Origin of the sequence: Chitinophaga sp. H8 (assembly GCF_040567655.1) — a bacterium.
In the GTDB taxonomy this organism is placed as follows: Bacteria; Bacteroidota; Bacteroidia; order Chitinophagales; family Chitinophagaceae; genus Chitinophaga; species Chitinophaga defluvii.
The window spans coordinates 861723-878227 of the sequence record NZ_JBEXAC010000002.1 but is presented as its reverse complement, the minus strand read 5'-3'; the positions used below and the strand labels follow the sequence as shown (position 1 = coordinate 878227).

18 protein-coding genes are annotated in these 16505 nt (G+C 43.3%); 12 read left to right on the top strand and 6 right to left on the bottom strand.

The features are described 5' to 3' along the window. Positions 1-31: 31 nt before the first annotated feature. From ABR189_RS17450 to ABR189_RS17440, 3 genes are all read right to left on the bottom strand, one after another. A complete protein-coding gene (locus tag ABR189_RS17450; RefSeq protein WP_354661746.1) occupies positions 32-1681 on the bottom strand; it encodes a SulP family inorganic anion transporter in 1650 nt (549 codons plus the stop codon). A gap of 172 nt (positions 1682-1853) precedes the next feature. After that, positions 1854-2153: a hypothetical protein gene (locus ABR189_RS17445; protein WP_354661745.1), complete on the bottom strand. Its 300-nt coding sequence runs from the start codon at positions 2151-2153 to the stop codon at positions 1854-1856. 83 nt (positions 2154-2236) lie between these two features. Then, positions 2237-2530: a hypothetical protein gene (locus ABR189_RS17440; RefSeq protein WP_354661744.1), complete on the bottom strand. Its 294-nt coding sequence runs from the start codon at positions 2528-2530 to the stop codon at positions 2237-2239. Positions 2531-2898: 368 nt separating this feature from the next. Here ABR189_RS17440 and ABR189_RS17435 point away from each other — a divergent pair, with 368 nt between their 5' ends. From ABR189_RS17435 to ABR189_RS17420, 4 genes are all read left to right on the top strand, one after another. Next, entirely contained in the window at positions 2899-3237 is a 339-nt protein-coding gene (locus ABR189_RS17435) for a PadR family transcriptional regulator (RefSeq protein ID WP_354661743.1), read from the top strand. Between the two features lie 31 nt (positions 3238-3268). Then, positions 3269-5056, top strand: a complete 1788-nt coding sequence (locus tag ABR189_RS17430; RefSeq protein WP_354661742.1) for a PspC domain-containing protein — start codon at positions 3269-3271, stop codon at positions 5054-5056. 192 nt (positions 5057-5248) lie between these two features. After that, positions 5249-7369 carry a ferrous iron transport protein B gene (gene feoB, locus ABR189_RS17425; RefSeq protein WP_354661741.1) on the top strand — a complete coding sequence of 707 codons (2121 nt, stop codon included), beginning with the start codon at positions 5249-5251 and terminating at the stop codon, positions 7367-7369. Between the two features lie 76 nt (positions 7370-7445). Further along, positions 7446-8393 carry a M28 family peptidase gene (locus tag ABR189_RS17420; RefSeq protein WP_354661740.1) on the top strand — a complete coding sequence of 316 codons (948 nt, stop codon included), beginning with the start codon at positions 7446-7448 and terminating at the stop codon, positions 8391-8393. 8 nt (positions 8394-8401) lie between these two features. Here the strand turns inward: ABR189_RS17420 and ABR189_RS17415 are convergent, their stop codons facing one another. Then, positions 8402-9856 carry a S41 family peptidase gene (locus tag ABR189_RS17415; protein ID WP_354661739.1) on the bottom strand — a complete coding sequence of 485 codons (1455 nt, stop codon included), beginning with the start codon at positions 9854-9856 and terminating at the stop codon, positions 8402-8404. A gap of 65 nt (positions 9857-9921) precedes the next feature. Continuing rightward, entirely contained in the window at positions 9922-10578 is a 657-nt protein-coding gene (locus ABR189_RS17410) for a carbohydrate kinase family protein (RefSeq protein ID WP_354661738.1), read from the bottom strand. A gap of 123 nt (positions 10579-10701) precedes the next feature. Here ABR189_RS17410 and paaA point away from each other — a divergent pair, with 123 nt between their 5' ends. The 5 genes from paaA (at position 10702) to nadD (ending at position 14205) form a co-directional block, all read left to right on the top strand. Further along, complete coding sequence (gene paaA, locus ABR189_RS17405; RefSeq protein ID WP_354661737.1) at positions 10702-11700, top strand: 1,2-phenylacetyl-CoA epoxidase subunit PaaA; 999 nt, start codon at positions 10702-10704, stop codon at positions 11698-11700. A 29-nt stretch (positions 11701-11729) separates the two neighbouring features. Beyond that, on the top strand, positions 11730-12125 hold the full coding sequence (locus ABR189_RS17400; RefSeq protein WP_354661736.1) for a hypothetical protein: 396 nt from the start codon (positions 11730-11732) through the stop codon (positions 12123-12125). A gap of 40 nt (positions 12126-12165) precedes the next feature. Then, complete coding sequence (gene paaC / locus ABR189_RS17395; protein ID WP_354661735.1) at positions 12166-12936, top strand: 1,2-phenylacetyl-CoA epoxidase subunit PaaC; 771 nt, start codon at positions 12166-12168, stop codon at positions 12934-12936. Positions 12937-12946: 10 nt separating this feature from the next. Further along, positions 12947-13438: a 1,2-phenylacetyl-CoA epoxidase subunit PaaD gene (paaD, locus tag ABR189_RS17390; protein WP_354661734.1), complete on the top strand. Its 492-nt coding sequence runs from the start codon at positions 12947-12949 to the stop codon at positions 13436-13438. Positions 13439-13635: 197 nt separating this feature from the next. Beyond that, positions 13636-14205, top strand: coding sequence for a nicotinate (nicotinamide) nucleotide adenylyltransferase (nadD, locus tag ABR189_RS17385; protein ID WP_354661733.1), 570 nt, complete (start codon positions 13636-13638; stop codon positions 14203-14205). Positions 14206-14211: 6 nt separating this feature from the next. Here nadD and ABR189_RS17380 read toward each other — a convergent pair whose 3' ends face one another. Beyond that, positions 14212-15246, bottom strand: a complete 1035-nt coding sequence (locus tag ABR189_RS17380; RefSeq protein WP_354661732.1) for an AI-2E family transporter — start codon at positions 15244-15246, stop codon at positions 14212-14214. A 236-nt stretch (positions 15247-15482) separates the two neighbouring features. On the opposite strand from ABR189_RS17380, the gene ABR189_RS17375 reads away from it, so the two are divergent. The 3 genes from ABR189_RS17375 to ABR189_RS17365 are packed head-to-tail and all read left to right on the top strand — an operon-like array spanning position 15483 to position 16489. Next, positions 15483-15677, top strand: coding sequence for a YtxH domain-containing protein (locus tag ABR189_RS17375; protein WP_354661731.1), 195 nt, complete (start codon positions 15483-15485; stop codon positions 15675-15677). A gap of 27 nt (positions 15678-15704) precedes the next feature. After that, positions 15705-16118 carry a hypothetical protein gene (locus ABR189_RS17370; protein WP_354661730.1) on the top strand — a complete coding sequence of 138 codons (414 nt, stop codon included), beginning with the start codon at positions 15705-15707 and terminating at the stop codon, positions 16116-16118. A gap of 20 nt (positions 16119-16138) precedes the next feature. Then, positions 16139-16489, top strand: coding sequence for a hypothetical protein (locus ABR189_RS17365; RefSeq protein WP_354661729.1), 351 nt, complete (start codon positions 16139-16141; stop codon positions 16487-16489). Positions 16490-16505 lie beyond the last annotated feature (16 nt).

Genomic DNA, 16505 nt, shown 5'->3' with positions numbered 1-16505 from the left:
AGTGAAATGAATAATTGGCTATGCTGCCGTATTAATTCAGCTGTAATTCTTTTAGTAATTGTTTGTGTGTACCTGTGGAAATAGTATGTACCTGTCCCATGGTAAAGGCAGACTGCTGAGACACTGACACATCGCCGGTATTGGGGATATTATATACATCCTTAAACCCGGTGAGGATTACTGCAATGTTCTTTTGTGCTGCTTTAATGTCTTTAAACTCACGGATTACTTCCAGTACATCATAATCTATGTAGGAAGTTTTACTGGCATCGATTACTACGGTGGTATTTTCCGGCATATGATCCAGGGTGAGCAAAATGCTGGCTTTATTCAGGAAAGATACTTCCTGAGCAAGTTCCAGGCGGATACTATCACCAGTATGGTATTTCTCTTTCCGGAAGAAATAAGTGCTTTTCATATTTCCCCTCAGGATGGCAATTACGCTCACCACCATACCCAGTGCGATACCCACCAGCAAGTCGGTAAATACTATCGCAACAACGGTAACCAGGAAGGGTACCCATTGGTATTTACCATTTTTAAACATGTCTTTGAAAATGGAAATCTTACATAATTTATAGCCGGTTACCAGCAGCACTGCTGCCAGGGTAGCCAATGGAATTTTATTCAGCAATACAGGAATCAGTGCCGCACATACCAACAGTAAAATACCATGTGTAATGGTAGCTACTTTAGTACGCCCACCGGAGTTGATATTGGCACTGGAGCGAACAATAACAGAGGTAATTGGTAAACCACCGATTAAACCACTCACCATATTACCAATCCCTTGCGCTTTCAGTTCGCGGTTAGGAGAAGTATAGCGTTTCAGCGGATCCAGCTTGTCTGTCGCTTCCACGTTCAACAGTGTTTCAACAGAAGCTACGATTGCAATAGTAGCTGCTGTAACCCACACTTCTTTATTACCAATAGCGCCCAGGTTGGGGAGGGTAAACTGGCCTACAAAGTCGTTAAAGCTATCCGGTACAGGTAAGCTCACCAGGTGATTAGCACCCAGTGCCAGCAATTCATTTCCGGAAAAGGCCATGTTCAGGAACACACCTGCTATTACCGCAACGAGTGGTGCGGGGATCATATTCAGCTTCGGAATTTTAGCCCAGAAGAGAATGATGAGAATAGAAAGAATTGTAATGATAGTGGCACCCAGGTTGATGTGATTGATGGCCGATAGCAGCGCCGTAAAAGTATTATCACCATCTGTTTGCACGAAAGCAAAATCGCCTTCTGCATTGGCATCGTAGCCAAAGGCATGTGGAATTTGCTTTAAGATGATAATAATACCAATAGCGGTAAGCATACCGGTAATCACATTAGACGGGAAATAATTGGCAATAGTACCAGCTTTTACCAGCCCGAATACCAGCTGCATAGCACCACCTATTACCACGGCTAGCAGGAAGATATCAAAAGCTCCCAGTTTGGTGATAGCAGTAAGCACTACCGCTGTAAGACCGGCAGCAGGTCCGCTCACGCTTAATTGCGAGCCACTAAAAAAACCTACAACGATACCACCGATAATACCGGCAATCATACCGGAAAAGAGGGGAGCTCCGGAAGCCAAGGCTATACCCAGACATAATGGAACTGCGATTAAGAATACGACCAGGCCCGCCGACAGGTCGCCTTTTATATTTGAGAAAAGAGAGGATTGCTTGTTCATAATTGCAAATGTTTGTTGCTTTTCCGCAAAGGGATCAGCATCTTTTCCCGTATAGATACACGTATCACACGTATCACACGAACACACGTATACAGACAGGTATCTACGGGTAATTAATTAAATTGATAATAAATGATAAGGAATCCGCCTGCAGATCAGCAGGAGGAAAAAGTTACGCCAGAACCCGGTTAGGAGGCGGGGTATGTATTTCCTTTGCGGGACCATTGGGAATATCCGCAAAACCATCATAGAGTAATGCCCCTAATAACAACTGAGGATCTAATCCATGTGTTACATTGAGCGGTTTGAAGAACTTAATTTCCTTGAACAGCTTTTTGGCGTGGTCATAGGAGCCTTCAACAGGGTGTTCTTCTACTATCTGGTTATTAAACAGCAGTTTTCCTACCTCCTTTATTGGAAGCAGCTGGGTCATCATAAGGCCCAACAGGAATATGCCGATAAACTTTTTCATATACTGAAAATATGCAGTAACTAAATAGTAAAATAAAATAGTAATAAGATATCCATCTGCGTCATGCAGCGGAAAGAACAGAATTATCCTTCGCAGGGGTTGGGAGGCGGTGTATGTATTTCCACAGCAGGGCTGCTGGGGATTTCCGCAAAGAGGTTATATTGTAAAATACTCAGGAATAACTGAGGATCAAACTTCAGCGCATCATTCATCTGTTTACAGAATTTTAATTCTTTAACAGATTTACTGAAATCACCGGCATCAACCGGATGTTCTTCTACGATCTGATTATTAAACAGCAGTTTCCCTACCTCCTTTATTGGAAGCAGTTGGATCATCATGAGTCCAAGCAGAAATATGCCGATTAGTTTCTTCATTGCGTAATTGAACTGACACAAAAATAGGACATGAAGCCGATATTTTTCACATACTACCTTTAAAAAAATGTTAAAGGCCTTGGTTAACAATACTTATGGGTCATTTTAGGGTTTATCCCGTCATTTTACCGTTCATCAAATTAAAAGGAAAGCCGGGAGGGGCTTAAAATATTAGCAGACCAGCCACCGTATTGGATCTATCTGTTTTTACCGGTAATGTTTAACGCAAGTTATTTTGCTTTGTATGGTATTATGTATTGCAAAGTACTGTATTTTTTCTATCTTTGTATTGTGAAGATGGAAAAGTAGGGTTGGATCAAGACCCGGCAACCACCATTAATAGTTATATTATTTAAAGCTCACTTGCCATGAACATAGATAACACACAGTCACAAATGCGGAAGGGGGTGCTTGAGTTTTGCATTCTTTCTGTCATTAAGCAAGGGGAAGCTTATCCTTCGGACATTATAGAGAAAATGAAAGAGGCGAAGCTGGACATCCTGGAAGGGACCTTATACCCTTTATTAACACGTCTGAAAAATGCGGAGCTACTTACTTACCGTTGGGTAGAGAGTAGTTCAGGGCCTCCACGTAAATATTTTTCCATGACCGATAAAGGCGAGATTTTTTACCGGGAACTGGAAAGTACCTGGAATGAGTTGGCCAATGCCGTTCACCAGCTAACACAAATTAACACCATCCAATAAAGATCCGCTAACCTAAAAAACACACTTGAAGATGAAAAAGATTATTAACATAAACCTGGCTAGCCGGCTTATACCTATCGAGGATAGTGCGTATGAGATATTAAGGCAGTATCTGGATAGCCTTAAACGCTATTTTGCGAAAGAAGAAGGAGGGGACGAGATCGTCAGTGACATAGAAAGCCGTATTGCAGAAGTTTTTCAGGATAAGCTGAAAAAGGGTGCTCATTGTATTACTGATGAAGATGTGGTAGCAATAAAAGCTTCCATGGGAACACCAGAGCAGTTTGATGATGAGCCTCAGGCAAAATCACAGGCCGGCAGTGAGCCAGGCAGTGCGGAACCTCTTTTACAGCCACGTAAAAGGTTGTACCGTGATGGCGATAATAAGGTATTAGGTGGTGTGTGTAGTGGTTTGGGGGCTTATTTCAATATAGACCCGGTGATCTTCCGGATTGTTTTTGCCTTGTTGGCTATTGGCGGTTTTGGTACGGGAATTCTGGTATATTTTATCCTTTGGGTAGCAACTCCGGAAGCCAATACGGTTGCTGAAAAGCTGGAAATGCGCGGAGAAAGAGTGGATCTCAATAATATCAAGGCTTCTATACAGGATGAGCTCAATCATATGAAAACTCACTTTAACAAAGTGGGGGAGGACGTAAGAAATTTTTCTCAGGGCCGCGGAAGGCAGGTTGGTAATGATATCGAGCGCTTTTTTCATGGTTTGATCAATGCGCTGGGTAAGATATTAGTATTTCTTACCAAAGGATTCTTTTACTTCCTGGCTGTAGTAATATTATTTAGCCTGATCGTGGCTGGTATTGCTATCGCAGCTTCTTCCGCGGCCCTGTTTCCGCTTAAAAGTGTAATGTTGTCTACTGGTTTACAGGAAGCCCTTTTCTGGCCAGCCCTTGTACTGGTACTGGGAATTCCGGTAGTGGCACTCGTGATCTTCTTTGTACGCAAGTTGACAGGTGTAAAACAAACCAGCCGTTATGTTGGATATACGCTTACATTCTTGTGGTTCATAGGGCTGATTTCCGGTATAATCCTGATCAGTTCAGTGGTAAAGGATTTCCGTACCAGCTTCCGGGAAAAGACTGCGTTTGCCATCACACAGCCCACTAATGGCAAACTGGTGGTGAAGAAAGCGGATAATATGGTAGATGTAGATGAAATGGATTTCTTTGAAGGAGGATTACGGGTAGCAGAAGATACTGTCATTATTGACAATGTGCGGGTGAAACTTGAAAAAAGCAATACAGACAGTTTTGAAGTAGAGTTGCTGAAAGGAGCCAGAGGCCGTACGGTAGCACAAGCTAAAAAATACACGCGTGCCATTCAGTTTCAAATGAACCAGCAGGATTCCATACTTTATCTGCCTGCCGGGATATCTATTCCCCGCGATTCCAAGTTCCGTAATCAGAAAGTAACTATCGTCATCAAAGTACCCGTAGGTAAAACGATTGCCGTAGATGAAGCGGTTAAGGACCATTATCATTTTATCCGTAATAATTGGGATGATGATTTCTGGGGAGATGACTGGGATCACAGAGGGCCGGTAGAATTAAAAATGACGATAGACGGATTAAATGATATCCGTATTGAGAAAAGAAGCCGGCGGGATCAGCAGGATGACAATGGGGCTTCTCAAGATGGCTACCGGTATAAAGGGCGTGAGCAACAGAGCGAGGAGCAGCAGCATAATACCCCTGCACCGGACAGTGGAAAGACCACTGGTGCAATCATTGGAAAAGATGCGGCCCTGGTATTACCGATCGCAGGTATTTTCTACAGCATGTATAACATGATCAAATCCTGAAGCAATTAGCGCTACATCACAATAAGTTCAATAATAATAGATTATCTGAAGAGCCATGGTATCCACTATGGCTTTTTTATTGGATTACCGCCCGCAACATTTTCCCGATCCGATCATTCCCCCACCTGATTAATTCATAGATTTGCATATTTATTACTTGAGTTTTTAACATTTCAGGAGGCTTAGAAAGGAATGCAGGCACCAATTAATATTGCGCTGGTAGGAAATCCGAATAGTGGCAAAAGTTCACTTTTTAATGCTTTAACGGGCTTAAATCAGAAGGTGAGTAATTTTCCGGGGGTTACGGTTGACAAAAAGACCGGTATTGCCCATATTTCCCCGTCACTAAAAGCGAACGTGATCGATTTGCCGGGCACTTACAGCCTGTATCCCAAAAGTGCAGATGAGTATGTAACCTATGAAGTGCTCATCAATCCTGCCAATGCCGATAAGCCGGATATTATATTAATCATTGCCGACGCTTCAAATCTGAAGCGGAATCTCCTCTTTTGCTCACAGATTATAGATTTGAAGGTGCCGGTCATTATTGCACTTACAATGATGGATCTGGCGCGTAAGAAAGGGGTAGAAATTGATCTTGCCGGACTGGAAAGAGAACTGGGAGTGCCGGTAGTGGCAATTAATCCCCGTCGGAATAAGGGCATGGCAGAACTGAAAAAGAACATAGAGCTGGTAGTAAAGGAAAAACATGCTCCTGCCCGTGATTTCATAGACAGCAATGTACTGGCTCCGGATGCCATCAGAGAGATTAAAACCTATTTTCCTTCCAGAAGTGATTATGCAGCCCTGCATGTGGCCGTGAATAGCGAAGAACTGCCTTTTTTAAATGATGGACAGAAGCAGGGTATCAAACAAGCTTTGCAGGAACACCATTTCAATAAAACCAAGGTACAGGCAGAAGAGATCATGCAACGATATGCCCGTATAAAGCATATCATGAAGGCTTCTGTAGTAGAAACGGATCCCCTGCAAAAACAATTGCGGTCGGAAAAGATTGACGACCTGTTATTGCACCGGTTCTGGGGGTATGCCATTTTACTGGTGGTTATGTTTCTGTTGTTCCAGAGTATCTTCTGGCTGGCCTCCTATCCGATGGATTGGATTGAAGGTGGTTTTGGCGCATTAAGCGGGTGGTTATCCCAGGTGCTGCCGGATAATAAAATCAGCGATCTGTTTATCAATGGTATTATAGCCGGTTTAGGCGGGATCGCTGTGTTTGTGCCCCAGATCATGATTTTGTTTGGATTGATTACTGTACTGGAAGATACCGGGTATATGTCGCGGATCAGTTTTTTAACAGACCGGTTGATGCGCCAGGTGGGACTGAATGGTAAATCGGTGATGCCGTTGATTAGTGGCGTAGCCTGTGCGGTCCCTGCAATTATGGCAACGCGTACTATAGAAAATAGGAAAGAACGGTTAATTACTATTATGGTTACCCCATTAATGAGCTGTTCTGCCCGTTTACCTATTTATACGGTGATGATAGCCCTGGTTATTCCGGATAACAGGGTGTTGGGAATATTGAGTTTACAAGGACTGGTGATGATGGGGTTGTACCTGTTGGGTTTCTTCATGGCTATCTTCATTGCAGCCATTATGAAGATGCTGGTGAAAATGAAGGAAAAGAGCTATTTTATTATGGAATTACCCGTATACCGTGCACCACGCTGGAAAAACGTAGGTACCACCATGGTAGAAAAAGCGAAGATATTTATTACTGATGCCGGGAAGGTGATTATGGTCATTTCTGTGATACTCTGGTTTCTGGCGTCCTATGGACCCAGCAGTAAAATGGACCCTGTACATGAGAAATATGAAAAACTGATTGTGGAGCATCCTGATCAGTCAGAAGAGTTAAATAAAGCGTTCCAATCAGAAAAGCTGGCCAATTCATATGCAGGTATTTTAGGTCATGCCATTGAACCCGCCATCCGCCCTTTAGGGTTTGACTGGAAAATAGGTATTGCACTGATCACTTCTTTCGCCGCCCGTGAAGTATTTGTGGGTACAATGGCTACTTTGTACAGTGTAGGAGAAACACCGGAAGATAATGATGCCACGCTGCGCCAGAAAATGTCGGCAGCCACCTGGCCTGATGGCCGGCCGGTGTATGACCTGGCTACGGGATTATCCCTCATGTTATTCTATGCTTTTGCCATGCAGTGTATGAGTACCCTGGCCATTGTAAAACGTGAAACAAAGTCGTGGAAGCTACCTGCTGTACAATTTGTGTATATGACTGCATTGGCTTATATCTGCAGTTTTATTGCCTATATCCTGTTTAAGTAAGTTACGGCTACGGAAGGTCAACTCCTTTAAAAATCCTGTAAATTGCACTATAACATCCTAAACAGGTTACAGTGCTATGAAAATATTATGTTACAGTGCTTTCCTGCTATTGAGTGTGCCTGTATTGGCGCAATCTGCCATTGACTCTTCCCTGTTGATGGAAACAATACGCACATTGTCTGATAATAAGTTTGAAGGCCGCAAAACCGGTACCCGGGGTAACCGAATGGCACAGTTCTATATCCGCGATGCTTTTAAAAAAGTGGGGGTAGTGCCTTATAATGGTACCTATGAATACCCATTTTATTTTGAAGCGGGGGGTAAGCGTATTATGGGGACTAACCTGTATGGTTATATTCAGGGCAAATCTGACCAGGCTATTGTTATCACTGCACACTATGATCATCTGGGAGTAGGCAAACCACCGGCCCCGGCAACAGATAGTATTTACAATGGCGCCGATGATAATGCATCAGGCGTAAGTGCAATGCTGGCCATTGCGCAATATTTTCATCAGCATCCCCCACAACATACCCTGATCTTTGCGGCACTGGACGCAGAAGAAATGGGGCTGGAAGGAGCTAAGGCATTTTTGCAGCACCCCCCTGTTCCGGTAGCGCAAATGAAGCTTAACATTAACATGGATATGGTGAGTCGTAATGATAACCAGGAATTATATGTTTGCGGTACGCATCAGTTTCCGGAGCTTAAAGAAGTGATTACAGCAGTAGCCCCGCAAAGCAAAATAAAACTTGTTACAGGCCATGATAAAAAAGAAGATGGCGCTAATGACTGGACCAGCCAGAGCGATCATTTTGAATTTTTTAAGCTGCATATTCCCTTCCTTTATTTTGGAGTAGAAGATCATCCTGATTATCATAAAGTGTCGGATGAATTCAGCCGTATTCATCCGGCGTTCTTCTACCAGGCAACCACTACTATCAGGATGGTCATATCTGCTGCTGATAAGGCCATGATGGCAGGCAAATTCCGGTCCCTGAAAGTGATGGAAGGCAATAAATAAGAAAAGCGTTACCGCAATCTTCTTCTGGTTTCCAACATTCCGTTAAAGCCGTTACCCGGTAAAGCATTGCTACGCATGGACCGGCGTTGTTCCAGTGCTGCATTCAGTGAGGTGCGGCCCAGTGCTCCGGAAGGTACTCCTAATAGTATCAGTGCATTGCGCAGGTATTTCTCACTTGTATTTCCCCAATCAATAGACATGTCTTCATAATCTTTTACATCAGGAGGAAAGCCATCAAAGTAATCACCTTCCCCGAGAGAGTTTTTGCTTTGGAAGCTGATCGCGTACATATCATATTGCCCTACCGGGATGCCTAAAAATCCCACTGGTTTGCCATAGGTAGTATCTCCCACCCACTTGGCGTTGATATGTGGTTTCAGGCTGTTATAAAGCAATTCACTGGCAGAAGCGGTAGAGCGGGTACCAATAAACACTACATTCTGGAGGTTAAGACTACCCGCTTTGGCGAAATAGCGGGTAGCATCGCTGGTGAGGTCATTAAAAACATCCGCCCAGGTAAACCGTTGATCCGGAGGAGGAAGGGGTCTATTGCGTACATACGGACTGAAGAGGCCATTAGTGAGGTTATTGTTAAAGGTTTCCTTGTACATCACTGTCTGCTTGTTGGTACCTACGGACAGCGGGGCAATAAGATTGGCCAGATATTCCTGCGTAACAACTACCCCGCCGCGGTTGTAGCGAAGATCTACTATCAGGTCGGTAATACCTGCGGATGTAAAACTGTTGAATGCATTATTGATCTGGGGGGCTATTTTACTGGTATCCACAAACTGGTTAAAAACGAAGTAGCCTATCTTATGGCCACTGAAATTGTACACTTTACTGAACAGTACCGGATTGATATTATAGTTGCTCCGGGAAACGGTGATGTTTTGGGTGCTGCCATCAGGCTTTTTGAAGGTAAAGGAAGTACTGTTACTCGAATACATTGCCTTGGATACCCTGGTGAGGTTTTTTCCGCTGCCATCCCCATGGGCACCTTCGTCGTAGCTGATGGCGGGGTCTCCATTGATGGCAGTAATCTGCCAGGTACGACGGATACCCTGCTGGTAAGCCTGAGAGCCATCATAGCAATATATTACCCTTAATTCATCGGGGGTATTATAGCCGATATCAAAACCGAAGTCGCCGGAGATACCTCCTTGTAACTGGCCAGCAACAGCGCCATTATCAAGAAAGCTGTACCGGTCAAGCGATTTATAAGATACCAGTGCGTTAAACAAATCCTGAAGGTTGTTAAAACGTCTGGGGTTAAAGGTCATGTAATCAGGAACGGCATCAGTCCAAAGGTATTCGTCTTTGAAGGTATAGTACATAGTATCCTTTGACAATTCAGCAGCATTGCCGGAAGGGTTGGCAGTATCCCGTTTTTTGCAGGCATTAAGTGCCAGTGCGATGGTCAGTGACCAGGCTGTCCATCTGCCTATTTGTTTTAGTAGCATATGTACCTGATTTAAATTTTGGTTATCTCCGTTTATTAGAACGTAAAAAGGGAGAAAGAGTTGTTTTAAAATGCCTGAAAATAGTCGTCATAACCTAGTTCTTCGGGAAATGTACCATGATTCTTCAAAGCTGCCCTGACCTTATCCTGCCATTGCAGCTGTGCCGCTTTATCCAGGCCGTGATTGGTTTCCTGGTCAAAAGCATATTGCAGGCGGTTCATTTCCCGGAAGGACTGCAAATACTGGTATTGGATAATACTATCATAATCGTCTCTGTTGAGTGCGGTTTGCCGTAGTTTTTGTTTAAAGCGTTCTGCAACCAGCAGGGTAATATCAAAATGGAGTTGTTCATGCGCCAGCGTATAGTCGTCTCTTGCATCTGTTCTTACCCAGGAAGCGCTTTTTACAAAAAACACCTGTAGTCTCAGGAAAATGAATAAAGTATCCTTTTTTATGAGGCTGGAGCCGTCATAGGCAAAGCTGGTATAAGCTACTGCAGCACTGGGTCCTCTAAAGGAGGGAGTACCCATAAAATCTTCCAGGCGTAATTTTCTTTCATTGGCATAGAATAATGTATCAGCGGAAGGGTCTTCCTGTTGTCTGGCATATTCAAATACGAGCTTAATTACGGGCTGTCCTACCGCCAGCGTATTAGCTATGCAGGGAAGCTGCCAGGAAAGCAAGAGCAAAGAAATCAGTATTCCTGCCGGTGTTAGAAACATGCCTGTAATGCGGTTAAGACTACTTTTAAAGGTACCGATAAAAATGGTTCCGGGGAGGGAATCATTTTCTGGCTGATACGGCCAAAATTCATTAATTTACAGATTGACCAAAACAATCACGCTATGTACGGCGGCGGATATATATTTGATGAACCCAACGGTAAACAGTTGCGGGAAGAGCAGCAGCACGATGATCCTGAAAAGCTGGCTGTATTTGAAGAACGTATTGCCAGAGGCGAGAAAATAGAGCCTGGCGACTGGATGCCGACAGAATACCGGCGACAGCTGATACGGCTTATTGAACAGCATGCCCATTCCGAAATTATAGGCGCATTACCAGAAGGCACCTGGATAACCCGGGCACCGGGTTTTAAGCGTAAACTGGCACTTATAGCCAAAGTTCAGGACGAAATCGGTCATGGGCAATTGCTGTATAATGCAGCTGAAACCCTGGGCAAATCCAGAGAAGCCATGATCAATGATCTGCTGAGCGGCAAGTCTAAATATTCCAATGTATTTAATTATCCGGCAGAAAGCTGGGCAGATGTAACCGTAATAGGCTTTTTGATAGATGCAGCGGCTATAGTAAACCAGGTAGCCAATGCAAAAGGATCATATGGGCCATATTGCCGGGCATTGGAAAGGATTTGCTATGAGGAGAGCTTTCATCTGAAACAAGGGCATGATGCTTTAATCACCTTAGCTACCGGTACTCCAGCACAAAGGGAGATGTTACAGGATGCATTGAACAGGTGGTGGCAGCCCATTATGCATTTCTTTGGCCCGCCGGACAAGTCCTCCCAGCATAGTGAAAAACTGATGCAGTGGAAAGTAAAAATGGCCAGCAATGATGATATGCGGAATCAGTTTCTGGACGCCTATGTACCTAAATTATGGGAATTGGGCCTTACCCTGCCTGATCCTAATCTAAAAAAGAATGCAGCTACCGGTCGTTGGGAATATACAGACCCTGACTGGAATGAGTTTTTTAAAGTAATTGGTGGAGATGGCCCTTGCAATAAAGAGCGGCTTAATGTAAGGAAATGGGCGGAAGAGCATGGCCGGTGGGTGCGTAAGGCGTTGATGAATCCAAAAGAAGAGCGGGCATTGCCTGTAGCTTAATATACTGTTAATTCATATCCAGTAACACAATGATAAATGCATCTTTAGATCCGCGTGTAAACAGATTAAAACTGGGTAATACCGGAGAGATTATAAAAGTAACGGAAGGTGAAAACTGGAATGTTTATGAAGTGTTTCACCAGGAAAAAAGGGGAGCGCACCATGAGCATGTAGGTTGTGTACACGCACCAGATCCTCAGTTGGCACTGGTTTTTGCCAAAGAACAGTTTGGCCGCCGTAAAAAGTGTGTAAACCTTTGGGTGGTACGGAGTGCCGATATTCTGGCATTTGATGTGGAAGACGAGGATATGTTTGCCAACAACCTGGAAAAAACATACCGGGATGCCAGCGGGTTTAAAGTGATGGACAAAATTAATAAATTCAAAAACGCCAATAAGCAGGTACCTGGCTCCCAGGAGGTATGATAAAATCTGTTTAGTACAAAGAAAACTGCAACGCTGCAACATGGAAACAACAATAAGGCAGGGAATAGCCCAACTGATTATAAAAATGGCGGATGATGCACTGATACTGGGGCATCGTAATTCTGAATGGACCGGATTGGGTCCTATTATGGAAGAAGATATTGCATTTTCTTCCATGGCGCAGGATAAAATAGGACATGCCTGGGCATTGTATCGTATACTACAGGAAGAATTGGGAGGAGAGGATCCGGACAAGTTTGCTTTTTTGCGTGATGAAAAGGCATTTAAATGCTGTCATCTGGTAGAGATGCCTAATAGTGAGTATGATTTTAGCCTGATGCGTCATTTCTTATTTGATCATGCCGAAACGGTCAGATATGAAAGCCTGTTACAAAGTAGCTTTGAACCATTTCAGCAGCTAAGTAAAAAGCTGAAAGGGGAATTAAAATATCATACCCTGCATGCCAATGCCTGGATCATACAGCTCAGTAATGCAAATGAAGAAAGCTATAACAGGATGCAGACGGCACTGAATACCTGCATTTCACTGGCGGCTGGTATTTTTGAGCCATCGCAGGAAGACGAAGAGGCATTAATAGCAGCGCATATTTATCCCGGTGAAAAGGTATTGTATGAGCGATGGCTGGAAAGAATATATCCGGTATTAGTAAGAGCTTCCCTTAATCTGCCGGACATGGATACTATTATGCCTGCCTATGGTGGCCGGTATGGGTTTCACACGGAGCATTTACACCCGCTGTTGCTGGAAATGGCAGAAGTATTTAAAATGGATGCGGAAGCCAGCTGGTAAAAATTGAATCATGTCAGCCACAATTACCATACTTGATATTTATAACTCCCTGGAACAGGTAATGGATCCGGAAATCCCGGTATTGAGTGTCATAGATCTGGGGATGATCACCAGTGTAGAATTGGATGAAACCGGAGCACTTATTAAAATGATCCCCACTTTTGCCGCTTGTCCTGCGGTCAGTTATATACAGCAGCAAATTAGTACGATTGTAGGCAATGACCTGGGAATAAAAGTAGTTGTAGAGATAGATAAGACTGTGCATTGGGAAAGCAACCGGATGTCTGACGCTGCTAAGGAGAAGCTGAAAAATTTTGGGATTGCCCCACCTCAGGTGCATAACGGGAATGTGTCTGCGGAAATTATGTTGCATACCGCATGCCCGCACTGCAACAGTGCAAACACCTATTTGCGTTCCCCCTTTGGCTCTACCCTTTGTCGTGCCATCCATTATTGTAAACAATGCGGCCATGTATTTGAACAGTTTAAGCCGGTGGAATAGCAGCTTGTAAAAGCCTGGCTGTTTATATATTCATCTGCCATATTGTTTGATTGCGGCAGATTACCCTCCATCCGGAGCCACTTAAAGCGATTAATGTGGAAGTTAACGGTGAATAAGCAAAAGCTGACAGCTAAAGTATTATTTCCTACTTTTACACCATTAATTGCTGAGGCCATTGGCTAACTATACAATGAAACATGAAGATAGGCTTATATTTCGGGTCATTTAATCCTATACATATCGGTCACCTGATTATTGCTAATTATGTAGCTTATCATACAGACCTTGATAAAGTTTGGTTGGTAGTATCACCACAAAATCCATTGAAACCGTCCTCTACTTTGTTGAACGAACATCACCGTTTTCATCTGGTGGAGCTGGCTGTAAAAGATGAGCCACGGTTACGTGCCAGTAATATAGAATTTTCATTGCCACGTCCTTCTTTTACGGTTGATACACTAGCCTATCTTTCTGAAAAATTTCCAACACAACAGTTTACAATAATTATGGGAAGTGACAGTTTCCAGAATATTTCGCGTTGGAAAAATTATCAGCATCTGGTAAAACACTATCCTTTTTATGTATACCGCAGGCCCGGACATGAAATAAAGGAAACATACGGCGCACGGGTAGAGGTGCTGGATGCCCCCTTACTGGATATTTCTTCTACCAGTATTCGGCAGTGGATCAAGGAAGATAAGTCTATACGCTTCCTTGTGCCTGATGAAGTAGTGGCATATATTGCAGCAAACAATTACTATAAATAGAGGAGTTTACCTGAATACTTTTACCTCCCGCTTTTTTACCAGGTATTCATTGGAATATATTTCCAGCAGGAGTATAAACATGGATATCAGTAATGGCCCGAAAATAAGGCCAATAAATCCAAATAAACTAACGCCGGCGAGTACACCAAAAATGGTAATCAGTGGATGTACATCTGCTATTTTCTTAGCCAGCATAAAACGAAAGATATTATCTGAAGTCCCTACTACCCCAAAGCCATATACCAGTACAGCTACCCCTTGCCAGGTATCCCCCGCAGCTATCATAAAAACGCCCATTGGGACATATACTGCAGCAGCCCCCACAACCGGTAGCATGGCCGTAAAGCAGGTAACAACAAACCAGAAAACCGGTTGCGGAACACCAAAAATGAAATAGCCGATCAGCGAAACAATTCCTTGTACAACAGCAATCAACGGAATTACAACTGCGTTGGCAAATACCAGGCTTTTGAATTCGGTGCCCAGTCTCATGACATTTTCGTCTTTCAGCGGAATATATTCGTATAGGGTAGCTTCCATCTTCCGGCCATTTACCAGCATGAAGTACAGGATAAAGTACATGATGGCAATTGCTGTAAGTGTGTTAAAGGTAGCTCCCAGGAACCCTGGTAATACACCGGTAATACCTTCCTGCAGCTTTCGCAAATGATTCTCAGAAAACAGGTTAATGCCGGTGCCTTCCTCTAATTTACCAGCTACTGTTTTGATACCTTTTATGAGTTCCGAAGAATGTTCTGCCGCATAGCTGGCCTTGGTCATCAGCATATTTACCAGCATGCCGATAGGCATTAAAATGATCAAGAAGGAAAGAATCATGAGCAGGGCAGCGGCCAGGTTACTTTTCCATTTCCGGTCTTCTACCAGGCGGAACATCCATTTCCGGCACAGAATATACAAAGTAATGGCTCCCAGGAAACCGGGGAAAAAAGTATACAGTTCAAGGAAAAGTAATATCCCCAGTAAAACAATGATCAGTAAAAAAGCAATCTGCTTTAGGCGGTCATTATCAATTAAGCTCATAAATAGGAAGCATCTAGGTGTATATCAAACCTACATGATTTTAAGTGAATGACAAAAACAGGGCCAATGGCAGTATGACAATATGTTGCTGAACAAACGGATAACTTACTTGTTCTATGAGCATATGGCAGAGAAAGGTTAAATTTGTGACAATTGGTAATTGTTGGAATAATGTTTGTGTCCCTATTGATACCGTTTAAGGAAACCCTTATTCTTCATCTTTAAAAAATAATATTATGAGCAACAGTTCAAAAGCAGTAGTTTCATTTATTGTAGGCGCCGCTGTAGGCGTAGCCGTTGGTTATTTCCTGAATTCTGACAAGAAGGATGAGCTGGTAGACCGCTTAAAATATCAGGCCGACAAATTAAAAGAGAAGTTCAATAAGAAAAAAGAACAATTTGAAGCTGAGCTGGACAATGAGCTGGCATAATCCCCCTATTGCACTAAATTCATTTGCATGGAAGATAATTTCGGCAATTATTTTAATCAAACCGGTAAAATAGCCCGGGAGTACCTGGAAACCCGTTTGGACCTTATCAAGCTTCAGGCAGCAGGAAAGCTATCAAAAGCCTTGGGGCTTTTCTTTTCATTAATGATGGCTTTCCTGTTGTTCTTCTTTGTCATTGTATTTTTAGGTATGGTGGTAGGATTCTGGATAGGGGAACAAACAGGAAGCTTTACGATAGGGTTTTCCTGTGCTGCTGGACTTTTTGTGCTGTTATTCCTGTCCATTCTTATTTTTCGTAAGGCACTTATACAAAGGCCATTGGCAAAGCTATTAATATCTGAGCTAGTAGAAGAAATAGAAGAGAACGACACCCATCAGCATACCGGACAATTTGAGCAGGAACCCATTTCTAAAGAAAATTAATAAATGATAAATCTATACTCATGCGAAAGGTGAAAGTCACCAATTTTGAAACACTGGAACTGGAAATTGCCAGGTTAAAAAATCGTACCCGTGAGTTAGAAAATGAACTGGGCGACCGGGTTGATTTTTTTAAGGACAATTATAAAAAGATGGCCCTGAATGCGGTTATACCTGGCAGTGCCAAACATAGCAGTGTACTGAATATAGCTGGGAGGGTAGCGAAGATGGCCTGGGAAAGTGGTAAACTGAAGAGCTTTGGTACCACCGCATTAATGACTGCCCTTGAATTTGTGGGAGTGCAATTGGGGATCAACCTGTTCAATAAATTTACGGGCCGGAAGAAAAAGAAAAAAGAACCACAGGCATCCTGAGGAGCGAATACCTGTG